The following is an 18,600-nucleotide window of genomic DNA, read 5'->3' on the forward strand; positions in this document are numbered from 1 at the left end:
AGAACTATTTCAACTATTGAAAACTAAAACCTAACGAGTGAATATATTCCTTTTGAGGTATGCAATTTTCTTTCTTACAATTCTGAATGAAATCATTCATCGCTTTCCGTACCATCTGCTGATCAGGACGTGCCTTACGAATTTCGGCATAGCTGCCTCTGGGAGATTCAGAAAAGGCAACAATATGATTCCAGTTATCAGGCATCTGGATTCCCATTATACACGAGTCATCCTTTTTCTTATAAGGCCAGAATGTCCATCCTATATTATTTTCTTCCATGACTTTGCAAAAAGATGACTGCCATTCTGAAGTATTATGTCCTATCTCTCCCATATACATAGGTAAATTTACACTATCACGAAAAGCTATGAATTCCTGAATTGCTTCTTTCGTAGGAGCTCCGCCATAACGATGACAGGTATACATCAGTTTATCATCATATTTGGCATCCTTAAACGGCTTAAAGTTGCCATTCCATTGAGAACCTCCCAATAATATGATATGGTTGGTATCGACTTCACGTATTGCCTTGACAGCACGCTTATGCAAAGCTTCCAATTTACCATTCAACTCCTCCATGTTATCGAAATACGGAGCAATCGGCTCATTTATCAGTTCATAACCTAATATTACAGGTTCATTTTTATACCTTTCAGCAATGTTTCTCCAGATATCACAGAATAACTGCTGGCTACGTTCGCTTTCGAATAACCAGGGATAACCATAACTATCGTCAATATTGTCGCCAGTCTGTCCGCCCGGAGCATCGTGCATATCCAAGATCAAATACAATTTATTATCTCTACACCAGTTAACAACACTGTCAACACGTGCAAATCCATCTTGTTCCGCTGTCAGTCCCATATAATCTTCATCAGTAAATAGCTTATAATGGAACGGAAGGCGGATTGTATTTGCTCCCAAACCGGCAATAAACTCTATATCACGACGAGTTATATAATTGTCTTTAAACTGTTTCCAAAAATCGGCCGTAAAATCAGGTCCTACCAGTTCACAAAACATCTGGTTAATCATTCTGGCAGAATTGGTATTGGTGAAACCAAACATATATCCTTCAGGATTTAACCAGTTTCCCAAATTAGTACCTTTTATGTGTAAGGTATCTCCATCCGGTTCTATCAGACAGGCACCTTCAACATGTACAAATTTATTCTCATCCAGTTGATTTCCAACTTCCTTTTGAGATTGCTGGCAAGAAAATAAACATCCGGCCAAAGTGAGTGCTATAATCTGTTTTATCATAAAAAAAGCTCCTATATTTATTCTGCGACATTAAACTCAGTTGTCAAGCCTCCCTGACTATCGGAAGCTACCCACAATTTAAAGTCGCCCGGTTCAACTACCTTCTTCATATCTATATTCCAAAAAGCCAATTCTGATACCGGCAAATCAAACATAACCTGCTTAGATTCACCAGGCTGTAAATTGACACGCTGGAAGCGCTTCAACTCTTTCACCGGTCTGGTTACAGAGCCAACTTTATCTTGCACATATAACTGTACAACCTCTGTACCTTCATAACGTCCGGTATTTTTCAATTCAACAGAAACTTTCAATGTATCACTGACCGTCAATTTGCTCGAAACAATCTTCAGATTACCATAACTGAATGTCGTATATGACAAACCATATCCAAATGGGAATAATGGTGTAGAACCTGCATCAAGGAAGAAAGAACGGCATCCCACTGAAGTCTGTCCTGCTTCCATCGGAATTTCATCAAGCAACATTTCTTTCTCCAATGCCGGTCGTCCGGTATTATTGTGAGCATAATACATTGGAAGCTGACCTACCATCTTAGGAAATGTAACAGGTGTTTTTCCGCTTGGATTCACCTTTCCGAACAAGATATCAGCCAAAGCAGGTCCTCCCATTGTACCCGGATGGAAAGCATAAAGTACAGCATCCGATTCTTCTACTTCTTTAGCTATTGTCAGTGGTCGGCCTGCCATAACAACAGTAACAAGAGGTTTTCCTGTCTGTGACAATTTTTCTATCAGTTCCGATTGCAGACCTTGCAAGTTCAAATCGGCCAGAGAATGAGCCTCACCTGATAAAATGGATTCTTCACCTACAAAAGCCAATACGACATCAGCTTGCTTAGCTGCATTGACAGCTTTTGCCAATCCTGTTGTCTGTTTGTCGCGGCTATATGCCAGTGCCGGTTCATAAATAATACGCACCTTATCGCCATATACAGCACGCAATGCAGCCAAAGGAGTCTGCGTATGTGCTTTTTCTCCATCAAACACCCAAGTTCCCATCTGATCATGAGGAGCATCAGCCAAAGGACCAACGACAGCTACAGTATGTACTTCGTCAGCATTTAAAGGCAATGTCTGATTTGTATTTTTCAAAAGAATAACCGACTGTTCTACAGCCTGTTTTGCCTTAGCCAAATGTTCTGGTGAATATTTTACTGATTGTGGAGTAGAAACATAAGGATTTTCAAACAAGCCCAATCGGAATTTTAAGCGCAAGATGTTACGAACCGCCTCATCTATCTGTTTTTCGGATATTTTATTCTCTTTCACCAGATTTTCCAAGTTGCCAGAAAAAGCTCCACTAACCATATCCATATCGACTCCTGCATCAAGTGATTTTTTTGCAGCATCGGCAGCGTCTTTACAAAAGCCATGAGTAATCATTTCGGTAGCAGAAGCCCAATCGGTAACAACCATTCCATCGTACTTCCATTCTTCCCGCAAGACATTCTTTAAAATAAACTTATTACCGGTAGAAGGCACTCCATCATTGTCATTAAAAGATGTCATAAAAGTTGCAGCTCCAGCTTTTGCTGCTGCTTCAAAAGGCGGAAGATATACGTTACGCAACAAGCGTTCCGGCAAGAAGGTTGAATTATAATCTCTTCCACTTTCCGCAGCTCCATATCCTACAAAATGTTTTGCACATGCAGCAATAGAAGTCGGATCATTCAGTGAATCTCCCTGGAAACCTTCAATCATAGCTTTTCCCAATACAGCTGTAAGATAAGGGTCTTCACCACAGCTTTCGGCAATTCTTCCCCAACGTGGATCACGGGATACATCAATCATCGGAGCAAACGTCCATCGTATACCATCGGCAGAAGCCTCAATAGCGGCAACTCTGGCAGACTCACGAACCAGATCCGGGTTAAAAGAAGCAGCCTGTCCTAAACAAATCGGAAAAATTGTTTTATATCCATGAATAACATCACGTGCCATCAGTACGGGAATACCCAGCCGTGACTGCTCTACGGCTGTCTTCTGTATCTTATTTGCGACTTCCGCATCTACAATATTCAGAAACGAACCAACTTTTCCTTCTTTGACCAAAGCATACATTTCTTCCTCACTACCATACGGACTCAGCTGGTTCATTTGGCCGATTTTCTCCTGAAGTGTCATCTTCCCTAACAGACTCTCGACCTTTTTCTCTATCTCATCTTTTCCTGTTTCCTTTTCTCCGGATGAAACACAAGAAAAAAAAGAAAATGTCGCCACCATAAGAGAAGCCGACAGTAAGTATATTTTATTTTTCATAAACAAATTATTTACATTTCAGGAAAGGCATTCCAATGATATAAATCACTGAAAAGCCTTTCCTCATTGTGATTAATATGGATTCTGTGTCAAAGTTCCAGCAGACTTATCGATTTCACTAGACGGTATAGGTAAATACTTTTTGTTATCTTTATAACCACGACTTCCTAAAACCTCATTAGCTTTTCCTGAACGTACCAGATCCCAGAAACGCTTACCTTCACCATACAATTCAAGATGTCTTTCTTCCAAAACATTATCAATATTGGCAACAACCTTATGAGCTCCCAAATTTTCTACAGTAGTACGATAAGCTCTGGCTCTTACCTGATCCAGATAATTTTGTGCCCCGGCAGTATCGCCTCCAGTACGCAATATCAGTTCGGCTGCATTCAATAATGTTTCAGCATAACGGTATACACGTAAGTTATTTCTATAATTCAAGTCCTTGTCACCCGTACACTGACTATTTCCACCCTGGCGAGGTAAATATTTCAACAAGAAATAACCAGTATCTTCATAGCGCGGTGTATACGAAGCATTCGGATGAGTTTCTTGATATTTTGCAAAATTCAAAATACCGCCGTCCTTACGCTGGTCATCATCGTCGTAAGAATTATACAAGTCCGGATTCACGGTACCAAATCCCCATCCGCCTGCAAACTTTTCATCTTTACATTCGTTTATTCCGATCAGAGTAGGAAGAACTGTACCACCGGCAGCGATCGGATTTCCCCAGCTACGCTGAGCATTCAGATCGTGATAGTTTATTTCCCAAATGGATTCTTCACACCATTCGCCTGCATCTTCCCACATTCCAGCAAAATCATCATGCAGACTATACAACTGAGAAGATATAATAGAGCGCATATCCGACAAGACTTCAGCATAACGGCTTTCATCGTTCTGATACATCACAACTTCTGCTTTCAGCATTTGTGCGACAGCTTTGGTAACTCTTCCTTTCATTGTAATATCAACAGATTCGGGCAAGCGATTTTCTCCCAATGCATAATCCAGATCTTCTATAATTTTCGGATACACTTCATCTGCTGAAATCTGCTCTACCAAATAAGGAGAAGTAGAAGGATTCACGGTATAATAAGGTATGTTTCCCCACAATTTCCACAGCCATGTATAATAATAAGCTCTCAGAAAATGTGCTTCAGCCAAATAACGTTCCTTATTTTCCTGAGATATACCAGGAATACCATCCATTTTTGCCATAACAATATTGGCACGGTTGATTCCTGAATAAAATACACTCCATAAACTACTGCAAACGATTTCGGGAGTAGCTGTAAACTTATGCATGCGATGCCAGTGCTCATTATCTTGCTCTGTTGAACCTCCGGCATAAATATCGTCCGACATAACATCTGCAACCAGATTCAAAGGATTATACTGTCCCAGTCCCCAGTCAGGCCACTGCAAAGGATCGTAAGCAGCAACCAGTGCACTATAAATACGTTCTTCCGAGTTATAATACTCATCCTCGCTTATATTCACGGTAGGATATACTTCCAGAAAAGAATCACTGCAAGAAGCCAAACTCATTAGTGCTAAAGCACCACATATAAAATATTTTTTCATTTTTTCTCAGTTTAAAAGTTAGAAAGTAATATTTGCGCCAACTGTAAATGTCTTGGCCTGAGGATAAACTCCTTTATCAACACCTAAAGAAGTACCACCTGAAGAAATTTCCGGATCGAAACCATCGTAGCCTGTAATTGTAAACAGGTTTTCAGCTCCAACGTATACACGCAAATTCTGCACAAAGAATTTTGTTGTTACAGCCTTAGGCAAAGTATATCCTAACTGAATATTCTTCAGACGTAAGTATGAACCGTCTTTTATATACAAATCAGAAGACAACCAGTTTCCATTTTCATCATTTTCACTCAAACGAGGATATTTGTTGGAAGTACCTTCTCCGTGCCAGCGGTCTAACATATAAGAAGGCAGGTTAATGCTCTTCAAGTCAATACGGCGAGAACCATCAAAGACATCATTACCGATAGTACCCTGGAAGAAAGCATTCAGGTCGAATCCTCTCCAGTCTAAAGCGATAGAGAATCCTACAGTCCAGTCTGGCATACCTTTACCGATCTTCACACGGTCTGCGTCATCAATCTTTCCATCTCCATTCGCATCAACAAAACGTACATCTCCTGGCTGTGCATTAGGCTGGATTTTCTCTCCCTTTGAATTTACATATGAATTGACTTCATCCCAATTCTGGAAGATACCAGCAGTTTTCTTTCCATAGAAGAACGGGAAAGGTTCTCCGTTTTCGGCACGTGTAATTGTTCCGATATTCTGGATAGCATCATAGTTAGCCCAACCTTCGGCATTACCCAGTTCGATCAGTTTATTTTTCAGGTAAGAAGCATTGGCTCCGAATTTAACATTCAAATCAGAAACCTGGAATCTATAAGACAAATCCATTTCAATACCAGAGTTTTCCATCTTACCCACATTACCCATCGGAGGAGTATCACCAACATAAGCAGGCAACGGCATCTGCATCAGCATACCATCTGTTTTCTTCTTATACCAGTCTACTGTAAAAGTAAGTGCATTACCCAAAAATCCGAAATCCAATCCCAAATCAGTCTGGCTGGTTTCTTCCCATTTCAAATCAGGGTTAGGCAATCCATTAGGTTTAGCTCCTACCACAATAGCTTCATTGCCGTTAGCACCAAAAATATAATTGTTACCACTGTTCATAATGGCTGTATAGCGGAAGGCATCAATACGTTCATTACCATTCTTACCCCAGCTTGCACGTAATTTCATAGAAGTAAGCCATTCAGGACGTTTTTCCATGAATTTTTCATTTGTGATATTCCATCCTAAAGATAATGAAGGGAATACAGCATATTTGTTATTCGGGCCAAAGTTAGATGAACCATCCCGACGTATTGTTGCCTGGAACATGTAGCGTTCAGCATAGTTGTAGCTGACACGAGCAAACATAGATGCCAGTGTTGAAAAAGGCTGAGCTTGTCCTGTAGCTTCCTGATCGGCTTTTGTTCCTTGTCCGAAGTTGATGTTGGCTTTATCAGGATCCAGAGATTGCAAATTGTAGTTCTTTCCCCACAAGGTACGTCCCTGATATTTCTTTGCAGACTGTCCTAATATAACAGATACTGAGTGCTGTCCAAAGGTCTTGTCATACGACAATACATTTTCCAGCTGCCATGTATATCCTCTGTTCATGCCCGACCATGCAGAAGACTGAGTCTGACTGTTGCTCTTTCCCAGATAGTAAGGATATATCCAGCCATCATTTCCCCAGAATGCCAAATCAGCACCATAAGTTGTTTTAAACTTAAGATTGTCCCACAGTTGAAGTTCACCCCAGAAAGAAGCGACGAATTTATCAGAGTTGTTTACATCTCCCGGCAGCTCCAATTGAGCCAGCGGATTGGTTATTTCGTTATACGCATCACCAACAATGGTATAAACATTTCCATTTTTATCTTTTATTGCTGTAGGATATTCTTTCAATACAGCTTCAGGATCTTCAGCATACACAGGGAGTGTAGGAGCAATCATCAGCGCACTACCCAACGGACCACCTTTTTCATTGTTTGTATCAACTCCTACTGATTTAATACGAGTATAACCGATATTGGTTCCAATTTTAAATGATGAAAGCCAGTTACGGTTTTTAGTCTGATCGAACAATGTATAATTAGAATTCATACGTAAAGTGAAACGTTCGTAATTTGAACGATCGAAATTACCTCCAACAATACCGTCTTGCTTGAAATATCCTGTTGACAAAAAGTATGAACCTTTATCAGAACCTCCACTGACACTTATCTGGTGATTCATTATCGGTGCATTAGAGTTGAACAAAGCATCTTGCCAGTCTGTTCCCTCTCCTGCTGCTTCCGGATTGGCATAAGGAGCATCTTTGCCTGAGTTAACAGCCATTTCATTCATCAACGTTTCGTACTCAACTGCATTAAGAACATCTCTCTTTCTCCAAGGATTTTGCCAACCGTATGAGAAGTCATAGCTAATAACAGCTTTTCCTTTGCTTCCTCCTTTTGTAGTAACCAATACTACACCATTGGCAGCACGAGCACCATACACAGCAGCAGAAGCTGCATCCTTCAAGACCTCGATAGATTCTATATCAGAAGGATTCAAATAATCGATACCACCATCAACCGGCATACCGTCAACGATGTAAAGAGGGTCAGAATTGTTTATGGTACCAATACCACGAATACGTACCTTTGCAGCATCACCAGGCTGTCCGGATGCAGAAGTAACCGTTACTCCTGAAGTCTGTCCCTTCAACATATTATCTACACGGGTAGGAGTTACATTTTTCAAATCGTCAGAGCTAACCCGGCTGATAGATGCTGTCACAACACTTTTCTTTTGAATTCCATAACCTACTACAATGACTTCATCCAAAGTTTCGGTGTCTTCTTTTAAAATAAAATTCAAAGGTTGTGTACCTGTTGCCTTTTTCATTTGCGTTACATAACCAATGTACGATACTTCAATTTGAGAACCATCTTCTACATTGGCAATACTAAAATTACCGTCAAAATCGGTTATCACACCATTGGTAGTTCCCTTCACCAAAACGCTGGCTCCAATTACCGGCTCGCCCGATGAATCTTTGACGTTTCCACTTACTGTTATTTGTTGTGCAAACAAATGAACAGAAAAACACAATAAACAACATAGAGACAATACAAACCGAGTAATCTGTACCGGTTGAAAATTGTTCTTCATACTAGTAATTTTTTTAGTTAACATAATAGAATATTTGATTAAAAATTCTGGAAGCAAAATTAGATACTAAAGGACGTTAATCTATTCTAAAGTAAAGTCAGCAAGTAAGATTACAAAAAGATAACATACTTATTATCAATGCATATATAAAACTAACAGGTAAACTATACGATTGACATATAGAGTGACTTATACGCCTTTACAAGTCTGAAAAGCAGCTTTCGGGAATGAGATTTACCTCTTCTTCCCATTACAACAGGAAAGAACAAGCTTTTCTAAAACATGAACAATACAAGAAAACAAGCCATAGCACACTACAAAATAGCGTGTACTATGACCTGTTCTCAACCGGAAGAAAAACTTAAATCAAGAAGTTCTCTCCGCTAAAAAAGTCTATTTTGAATTTCCTATTACTTGCCTCCTCTTCCCAACAAGCGAACAGCTTCGGCAAATTTATCTTTAGGTATAATTGCTTTATTTCGCATGCGCAACCTATGATTGTACACTGTTTGAGGAGAACAATGCAAAAAGTCAGCAATCTTGACACTATCATTTATACCCAATCTGACCAATGCATAAATACGAACTTCCGTGTTCAGTTCGCTTGCATCTTTCAATAAAATCTGCTCTTCAGGACGAAGCAAAGAATTTAAATCCGCTACAAAATCAGGATAAACCCGCAAAAAGATAGCATCAAAATTGGCATAAAAGTCTTTAAGTTCGTTTTGAGTCAATGAAGAGTTATCAGTCAATTGTCTTGCCTCTTCAAACTGACCAGTCTTTAGTTTACGGTTAATGTTTTTCCGATACTCATCCAACTTACTGATATAGTTCGAGCAAATAGAGAACACATATCCGATATATTCTTCTTTTACATCATTCGACTCTTGAAGCTTCTGGTTAGCACTTCTAAGCAGTTCATTCAAGTTCTGAAGCTCCTGATTGGCTAAGGCCAGCTGTTTATGCATCTGTGAAAGTTCAACAACATGTTGATTAAGAGAGTGATTTGCAGAATCCAGTTCTGTACGCGACTTTCTCAACTTTTTCGTCTGACGATAAAGACCAATCAAGGCCAGTACCAGGATTATCGAGAAAAAAGTAACTACATACAAATAATTTTGCAATGAATTACGCCATCTTATATCACGTTGCTGATAATTAGCATATATCTTATCTAATTCTGTAGATATATTAATGATACGCACCCGGTTGGGATAAAGCAAAGCAGCCTTCAAGCAATAATTCATGTAAGCATACGCGCGGTCAATATCTCCTGCATCATACAATAACGATGAAAGTTCCTGCAACGAAGCAATATCGCGATTGCAGACTCTCAAATCAGCCATTGCCGAATAAATCAGATAAATCATGGTTTTTTCTTTATCTCCTAGCCGCTTATACATATTCGAAAGGCCATAAGCGTTCATTGCATCCAGCCGTGTATTATGATGAGAAGACAATACAACGTTCTCTAAGGCCGAAAACAAGCTATCTTCAGGAGAGAGTTCATTACATGACGCTACACACCACCAATAAAGGGGATCTTTCGGACGGACTAAGGCCAGCATGTGCTTATTGGCATTCTCGAACTCATTATAATACTTATTATTAACCTGCTTCTGGTCGCCCATATATTGCCCTAAATGCGAATACAGGTAAGAACGCTGATAGTAATACGAGAGTTTCAGTCCGTCAGACAAACTGGTAGAATCAACTTTTTCCAGCACTTCACCTGCTTCTTTTAACAATCCTGTTGCAGCAAACATAAACGAACGGTTTATCAGCCATTCATCCTGCCAGTCCTTCTTTTTAAGTTCGGTAGCAATCTGTATATTACGGTCAACGTATTTCATTGCAGAATCAGCATTGAATACGAAAGATTCGTCATATAGCATTTTATTTATCCAGAATTCCTCTTCAAGATTTGCAGCATTCGATAACTTTTTCTTCAATTGCGCTATTTTAAGCTCTTTCTGCGATGCCAACTCTCCAGTTTGTACTAATATAGAATCGAGTGTAGCAAGAAGCTGCGGAATCTCTTTTTCCACCGATTCCGCATAAATCCATCCAATCCAGTTAACTAGCAGCCAAAATAAAATGTGCTTCCTCATAATATCTTTTATATTAGTGCAAAGTTAACCAAAATTCAGAAAAAAAGATTAAAATCCATTTCGCAATATTTAACGGTCAGGCATAACTTCAACAAAAAAATTTCCTTTACACGCTTACTTCATGACAAACACAAAGCTTACGCATAAAGGAAATTTCCCTGTATAGTATATGTTCAATTATCAGAACAGCTTGCTAGGATATTCTCCAGAGTCGGCAAGAGCCTGCAATTTATCAACTACACCCTGACGGTCGGCTGCATATGTTACTCCAAACCAGCGAGAAGTAGTATCAAGAACTTCTACAGTAGCAGTACCATCGTTGATCAGCTTATTGACCATGAGCGGAATGTAGTATTCAGCTTTAGGCTTATCGATGTTTTCTTTCAGGAAGTCGATGAAATATTCTTCAGAGTAGTTGAAATAGTCAGGAGTGAAGCCCCACATATTCATTGAAACCGGAGTATTATCTTCGATGCCTACCCATTCGCCATTTTCATCTTTATAAGAAACGACACCGTTAATACGCATAATTTCAGTACGTTCTACTACTGTTGTCAGATGTCTGTTTTCGTCGGTAGAACAGATACCGCGAGCTACTGTACCACTTTCACTCAGGGTATTTCCAACACGGAATCCTACCATACAATATGTATTCTTAGCTCCTTCAGGAAGTTCAGACAAGAATTTACCGATTACAGCAAAACTGTCACGTCCGTAGAAGTCGTCAGCATTGATTACGGCAAAAGGTTCACGGATCACTTCCTTACCCATCAACACTGCATGGTTTGTACCCCATGGTTTTACACGTTCAGCCGGACAAGTAAATCCTTCAGGAAGCTTGTCGATGCTTTGAAATACTACTTCTACTGGAATATGGTTTTCGTACTTGCTGATGATTTTCTTACGGAAATCTTCTTCAAAATCTTTTCTGATTACGAATACAATCTTTCCAAATCCGCCACGGATAGCATCAAAAATGGAATAATCCATAATTGTTTCACCATTGGGACCCAGACCGTCAAGCTGTTTCAAACCTCCATAACGACTTCCCATTCCGGCAGCCAGAACAAACAAAGTTGGTTTCATAATATATCTTTTAAAATTAAGTTATAGCACAAAGGTAAAGAATTTATATAAATACAACTAAATAGTTCCAGAACAAAATGAATACTAATTCGGTTATTTTATATAAATTCGCACAAACAATACAGCTTGACTTGGCCTATGAAAAAATATCTGCGATGGACAGGGATCGCCATAGCATCTCCGTTCATATTATTTATATTGCTATGTATTCTGATATACATACCTCCTATTCAGAATTTTCTGGTAAACACGGCTACACGCTACGCTTCCGAAGCCACAGGTATGCAAATCTCGATAGGAAGAATCTCTCTTTCATTTCCGTTAGATTTGGTAGTAAACAATACCGTAATTATCGACAAGCAGGATACCATACTGAATGCCAAGAAATTAACAGCGAAGATCCAGTTAACTCCCCTGCTGAGAAAGAAAATCGAACTTGACGGTCTGGAGTTGAGCAAGGCATCTGTAAATACGGCAAACCTCATCGAAGGTATGACGCTGAAAGGAAATCTGGGAGAGCTATTCGTATCCTCACATGGCGTAGAGCTCGATCCGGAAACTGCCATTGTCAACACTCTTTCTTTAAAGGATACTCATTTATCCATCTGCATGGCCGATACTACAGCCTCAGATACGACCAGCTCGCAACCGGTTTTCTGGAAAATACAACTGAAAAATGTTGATTTCGAAAACGTTTCGTTTGCCATGCAAATGCCGCTGGGTACATTCAGCATGTCAACATCGCTCGAAAAGCTTTCTCTACGGAACGGACTGGTTGACTTACATAAGTCGGCATACTCGGCAGGTTCACTTAAACTGACAAACGGTAGTGCTTATCTTGATACCAATACACTTCCTGCTGCCGAAGGATTCGATGCATCGCATATCGGCATTACCAACATCAAGCTGGATGTAGATTCTGCCTACTATGCCGGAAATGATATCTATGCCAATATCCGCGACTTCAACTTAAAGGAACGCTCCGGACTGGAAATTGTTTCAACAAAAGGAAAACTGGTATCGGATGCCAAGACACTGAAAGTTCCGTCGTTGCAGATAACAACCCCCGATTCGTATCTCGAATTCAGCGCATCTATGGACTGGGAGGCGACTGATGCTGAAAAAGACGGTATGATCAATGCTCGTCTGATGGCTGACATCGGCAAGAATGATTTACTGAAGGTTATCACCGGAATGCCGGAAGATTTCATAAAAAAATATCCGTCTGCCCCATTGCAGATACGTGCCGGCATAGACGGAAACTTGAAGGAGATTCGTCTTACCACGCTCTCGGCAAGCATTCAGGATGCTTTCCGTGCACAGGCTACGGGAAGTATTACGTTGCCTATGGACAGTCTCCAGAGAAACGGTAACATCAACTTATCGGTAGAAACGGGCAACTTGAACTTTGTAGAAAGTATGCTCAGCGGTGTCGTACTGCCACATGGCATGAAACTGGAAGGAGAAGCTTCGGTCAACGGCAGTCTGCTCGGAGCAAACATGCAGTTCTTTCCGGGCAAAAAAGCCAATGTTATTTTAAAAGCTGACTATGATTTGCAAAAAGAAGGCTATCTGGTCGACCTGAATATCGACAGCCTCAACATACACGAGTTTATGCCGCATGATTCGATATTCGGACTTTCGACCTCACTGCATGCCGAAGGAAACGGATTCGACTTTTTCTCTCCGAAAACATCCGCTCTGCTGAAGGGTGAGGTTTCACACTTCCGGTATGGCTCGCTTCTGTTTTCCGGAGTCACACTCGATGCCGGTCTGAAACACTCTCAGGCTTCAATGATGCTGAATGTCAACAACCGGGCAATAGACGTATCGGCCAATTTGCAGGCATTGCTTCAGCCGAATATGATAAAAGCCGACCTGAACACTCATGTACGGCTGTTAGACTGGCAGGCGTTGTCACTTATGAGCACGCCTTTCAGTTCGTCGATGAACATCGAGGTACATGCACAGACGGATATGAAGCAACGCCACAAAGCACGTGCTACCGTCAGCGGTATACAGCTCGTAACAGCCGAAAGAAACTTCAGGACCAAAGACCTGCATGCCGGTTTCGATATGGCTACCGATTCGGTAAGGGGATATGTCAATGCAGGCGATTTGACTTTCCTGTTCAAATCGGCCAACAGCCTCGACAAGTTTATGAGCAAGAGCGACCTGGTAGCCAAGGAGTTTGGAGAGCAGTGGAAGAAAAAACACATAAATCAGCGCCTGATCAGAGAAATGCTGCCTTCGGCACAGTTGAAAGTATTCTCCGGATCAGACAATCCGGTGGCCAACTTCCTGGCTTCACAGCATGTAAACTACAATCGTCTGCGGGCCAGCTTCAGCACTTCGCCGGAAGACGGATTAAACGGTTCCATCGACTTGTACGGCTTGCGGACCGACAGTCTTCAACTGGATACGATTTACTTCAAGACGTTGCAAGACTCTGTGCAGGTGAAATTCTACAGTGGTGTAAAGGCTCTTGCCAACAAACGTCAGGAAGCCTTCGACATTTCACTGAACGGATATATCGGATCTACCGATGCACAACTGGCAATAGGTTACCTGAACGGTAAAAGAGAAACCGGAGTTGATCTCGGCCTGAAGGCACAGCTACGCCCCAACGGCATCAGCATGCACATCACTCCGGACAATCCTACTCTGGTATATCGTCCGTTTAAGGTGAACCACGGCAACTATATCTATCTGAGCGACGAGGGACGTATCCATGCCGACGTCAAGATATACGATGAGAATCATTCCGGATTATCCTTATATTCTACTCCGGATTCTCTCGTACAGCAGGATCTTACCGTAGCTCTCAACCAGATAGACATAGCTGAGTTCCGGCGCATCATCCCATATATGCCCGACATAGCCGGCTTTATCAACGCCGAGGCACACTATATACAAAGCGAGTCGAGCATGCAAGTTGCAACCGACATAGAAATCAACAACCTTGCCTACAACAAGCAACAGCTGGGCAACTGGGAAATGAGTGCCGTATATCTGCCTAAAGAAACAGGAGAACACAGCATAGACGGCTTCCTGATGCTGAACGATGAAGAAATAATGAGCCTGAACGGAACGTACCTTTCTGCCACGGGGAAAAATGATAAAGATAATCTGACGGCAGATGTGAACCTGCATCATCTGCCGCTGAAGGTAGCCAACGCATTCATTTCCGATGATATAGCCAGGCTGAAAGGCGACCTGGACGGTTCGATTTCCATAGAGGGTTCCACGTCACAGCCCGTCTTGAACGGAGAACTAGGACTTGACAGTGTAATAATCAATATTCCACAGGCTTCACTGAACCTGCAACTCGACAACCGACCGCTGAAGATTGAGAACAGCCGACTAAAATTCGAACGCTTCAACATCTTTACCAAGGGAAAGACACCGTTCAGCATAGACGGTTACGTAGACATGACCGACATGGCTGCCATGGATATAAACCTGAAAATGGAAGCGCATAACTTTGAGCTGATCAATGCCAAACAGACCAAAGAGTCGCTGGTACACGGTAAGATTTATGTCGATGTAAATGCCATGCTGAAAGGACGGTCGGATGCCCTTACCATGAGAGGCAACATGAATATTTTAGGAAGCAGTGATTTCACTTATGTACTGAAAGACTCTCCGCTGACCGTAGAAGACCGCCTGAACGAAACTGTCACGTTTGTGGACTTCAGCGATACGACTCACATAGCCAAGCCTCACATTCCTGCCATGTCGCTGGGAGGTATGGATATTTTGATGACACTTCACATCGACGAGGCTGTGCAGGCACGTGTCAACTTAAATGAAAGCGGAAGCAACTACATGCTGCTGGAAGGTGGAGGCGACTTGTCATTCCAGTATCAGCCCGACGGAAACATGCTGCTCAACGGCCGTTATTCGCTGATAAGCGGAGAAATGAAATACGAAATGCCTATCATCCCGCTGAAGACTTTCTACATTCAGGATGGAAGCTATATCGAATGGACCGGAAACGTTATGAACCCGAATCTGAACATAAAGGCTTCGGAACGGGTGCGTGCGTCGGTTTCTTCCGATGGAGAAAGTACGCGTATGGTAAACTTCAACGTGGGAGTGAATCTGACAAACCGCCTGGAAGATCTGGGCTTTACCTTCACACTCGAAGCTCCCGACGACGGTGCCATGCAGAACGAACTCGCTGCCAGATCGGCCGAAGAGAAAAACAAGCTGGCTGTCACCATGCTGGTTACGGGTATATATATGTCAGAAAGCAATACCGGAGGCAAAGGATTCGACACCAACAGTATGCTGAACTCGTTCCTGCAAAGTGAGATAAACAAGATAGCAGGAAATGCACTGAAAACAATAGATATAAACTTCGGTATGGAAACGACCGATGAAGGCGCAACCGGAAATACCCGTACGGATTATAACTTCCAGTTTGCCAAACGATTCTGGAACAACCGCTTCCAGGTTATCATCGGAGGAAAAATATCTACCGGAAACGATGTACAGCAGCAAGACGAGTCGTTTATCGACAACATTTCGCTGGAATACCGTCTGGACAACAGCGGTACACGCTACATCAAGATTTTCCACGACAAGAATTACGAAAGCATACTCGACGGTGAAGTGATAGAAACAGGAGCCGGTATCGTACTGAGAAAGAAAGTGAGCAAACTAAGCGAACTGTTCATCTTCCGCTCCCGCAAAAAGAAACAGCCCGAACAAACAACAGAAAACTGATTGAAGCATAATTACATATCCATGAAGAAATATAAAACATATCATATCCTGACGCTTCTGCTTGCAGCCATGATGGCTGTATCATGCTCTACAACAAAGCACTTGCCGGAAGGGGAAACCTTGTATCTGGGATTGAAGAAAGTAACCATCAACAACGAAGACAAGAGCAAGGCAGGACAAAAGGCACTTGCCGAAGCGGAAGGAGCTATCAGCATTGCTCCGAACAACGCCATCGTGGTAAAGCCCAATATCCGTTTTCCGATACCTTTCGGACTATGGATATACAATCGCTTTGAAAGGTATGAAAAAGGCTTCGGAAAGTGGATATTCAAAAAACTGGCTGCCAAACCGGTATATGTTTCTACCGTAAATCCAGAAACCCGAATAAAAGTAGCGTCCAATCTGCTGCACGACTACGGGTATTTCGGCGGAAAAGTAACTTACCGGGTAGACAGTACCCGTAACCCGCGGGCTGTAAAACTGAGTTACGACATCGATATGGGAAATCCGTACTACATAGATACCGTGACATACGAAGGATTCAGACCACAAACCGACAGTCTGATTCATGCACATTTCGACGAACGGCTGATACACAGCGGAGATAATTTCGACGTGACGGTCCTGAATCAGGAACGGCAGCGTCTGATAGACCTCTTCCGCGACAACGGATACTACTACGCAAGAAATGAATTCATCACTTTCCTTGCCGATACAATCATGCGCAAAGGGTACGTCAAGTTAAAGATTGTACCCCGGCAAAGTATTCCCGAAGAAGCCCTCCGCACGTATCATATCGGACATACTTCTGTGTACCTGACGGGATATAACGGTGAACAGCCTGACGACTCACTGAAGATGCGCAACTTTACCATCTATTACTCCGGAAAGAAGCCGGGCATCCGCTACGGCGTACTGCGCAAGCGTTTCCTGTACCGTAAGGGAGAAGTCTATTCGCAGACCAGACAGAACTATACCCAGGAAGCTCTGGCACGACTGGGTGTGTTCAAGTTCAACGAGTTTCAATATACTCCCCGTACAGGAGCAGAAAAAGATACACTCGACGTACGCGTGAATGCCATGTTCGACTTGCCCTACAACAGTGAGCTGGAGCTTAACGTCACTACCAAGAGTACCAAGCAGACCGGTCCCGGAGCCATATTCAACCTGTCGCGTAAAAACTTCCGCCGCATGGGAGCCTCACTCAATCTGGAGCTGAAAGGTTCATACGAATGGCAGACCAGCTCAACCGTCGACGGCGACAAGTCTGTCATGAACTCTTACGAACTGGGAGCAGCCCTGTCACTGGAGTTCCCTCGCCTTGTACTTCCATGGGTACGCGACCGCATTGACCCGTTCCGCTTCCCGTCGCAAACGAACTTCAAGATTTATGCCGAACAGGTAAACCGTGCACGATACTTCAAGATGCTGTCTTTCGGAGGAACCGTTTCGTACAGTTTCCGCCCGTCAAGAAGCATGAAACATACCGTAACACCACTCCATCTGGCGTTCAACCATTTGCAGCACCGTACGGCTACATTCGACTCGATTGCACAGACCAACCCCATGCTGTTTCACAGTCTGGACGACCAGTTCATCCCTTCGGTCACCTATACCTTTACCTACGATGATTCATGGCGTCACCGCCGGATGCGAATATGGTGGGAAAACTCTTTCAGCTCGGCAGGTAATGTCACCTCACTTATTTATGCAGCCTTCGGCAAGAGTCTGAAAGAAAGAGAAAAGAAATTCCTCGGAACTCCATTTGCACAGTTCCTGAAGTTCTCGAGCGAGATACGACCGCTTTACTACATCAACGACAAGCAGCAGATTGCCGGACGACTGATGGCCGGAGTAATCTGGGCATACGGTAACAAGACCATTGCTCCCTATAACGAACAGTTCTACGTAGGAGGAGCCAACAGCATACGTGCTTTCACGGTACGTTCTATCGGTCCCGGACGCTTTCATCCGGCCGAAAACGCAGCCTATTCGTACGTAGACGAAACGGGAGATATCAAGCTGGAAGCCAACCTGGAGTATCGCTTCCGCATTTTCTCCAACCTTTTCGGAGGCAATCTGAACGGAGCATTGTTTCTCGATGCCGGAAACGTATGGCTGATGCGGAAAGACGAAGCACGTCCCGATGCGCAATTTACGTTCAACAAGTTCTTCGACAATATTGCACTGGGAACAGGTCTGGGTATCCGATACGACTTGTCTTTCCTTGTACTTCGCCTCGACTGGGGAGTAGCCCTGCACGTACCTTACGAAACAGGAATCTCCAAATACTACAACATACCGAACTTCAAGGACGGAATGGGTATCCACTTCGCAATCGGTTATCCGTTCTAAAATTAGA

At 42.5% G+C, this 18,600-nt stretch carries 8 protein-coding genes; 2 read left to right on the top strand and 6 right to left on the bottom strand.

Going from position 1 to position 18,600, the window contains the following annotated elements; genetic code table 11:
- Positions 1 to 13 precede the first annotated feature (13 nt).
- The 6 genes from ACDG22_RS00105 to ACDG22_RS00130 form a co-directional block, all read right to left on the bottom strand.
- Complete coding sequence (locus tag ACDG22_RS00105) at positions 14 to 1,264, bottom strand: glycoside hydrolase family 5 protein (protein ID WP_270212504.1); 1,251 nt, start codon at positions 1,262 to 1,264, stop codon at positions 14 to 16.
- Between the two features lie 17 nt (positions 1,265 to 1,281).
- Positions 1,282 to 3,546: a beta-glucosidase BglX gene (bglX, locus tag ACDG22_RS00110; protein WP_270230457.1), complete on the bottom strand. Its 2,265-nt coding sequence runs from the start codon at positions 3,544 to 3,546 to the stop codon at positions 1,282 to 1,284.
- A gap of 72 nt (positions 3,547 to 3,618) precedes the next feature.
- Positions 3,619 to 5,139: a RagB/SusD family nutrient uptake outer membrane protein gene (locus ACDG22_RS00115; RefSeq protein ID WP_270212506.1), complete on the bottom strand. Its 1,521-nt coding sequence runs from the start codon at positions 5,137 to 5,139 to the stop codon at positions 3,619 to 3,621.
- Positions 5,140 to 5,157: 18 nt separating this feature from the next.
- Entirely contained in the window at positions 5,158 to 8,310 is a 3,153-nt protein-coding gene (locus ACDG22_RS00120; RefSeq protein WP_022125450.1) for a SusC/RagA family TonB-linked outer membrane protein, read from the bottom strand.
- A 410-nt stretch (positions 8,311 to 8,720) separates the two neighbouring features.
- Complete coding sequence (locus ACDG22_RS00125; protein ID WP_270668916.1) at positions 8,721 to 10,421, bottom strand: DUF6377 domain-containing protein; 1,701 nt, start codon at positions 10,419 to 10,421, stop codon at positions 8,721 to 8,723.
- A 180-nt stretch (positions 10,422 to 10,601) separates the two neighbouring features.
- Positions 10,602 to 11,507, bottom strand: a complete 906-nt coding sequence (locus ACDG22_RS00130) for a glycosyltransferase family protein (protein ID WP_007570933.1) — start codon at positions 11,505 to 11,507, stop codon at positions 10,602 to 10,604.
- A 138-nt stretch (positions 11,508 to 11,645) separates the two neighbouring features.
- Here ACDG22_RS00130 and ACDG22_RS00135 point away from each other — a divergent pair, with 138 nt between their 5' ends.
- Both ACDG22_RS00135 and tamL read left to right on the top strand, forming a co-directional pair.
- Entirely contained in the window at positions 11,646 to 16,238 is a 4,593-nt protein-coding gene (locus ACDG22_RS00135) for a translocation/assembly module TamB domain-containing protein (RefSeq protein WP_270230459.1), read from the top strand.
- A gap of 21 nt (positions 16,239 to 16,259) precedes the next feature.
- On the top strand, positions 16,260 to 18,593 hold the full coding sequence (gene tamL / locus ACDG22_RS00140; protein WP_270230460.1) for a translocation and assembly module lipoprotein TamL: 2,334 nt from the start codon (positions 16,260 to 16,262) through the stop codon (positions 18,591 to 18,593).
- Positions 18,594 to 18,600 lie beyond the last annotated feature (7 nt).

It is taken from the genome of Phocaeicola coprocola (assembly GCF_041333015.1).
GTDB lineage: Bacteria > Bacteroidota > Bacteroidia > Bacteroidales > Bacteroidaceae > Phocaeicola > Phocaeicola coprocola.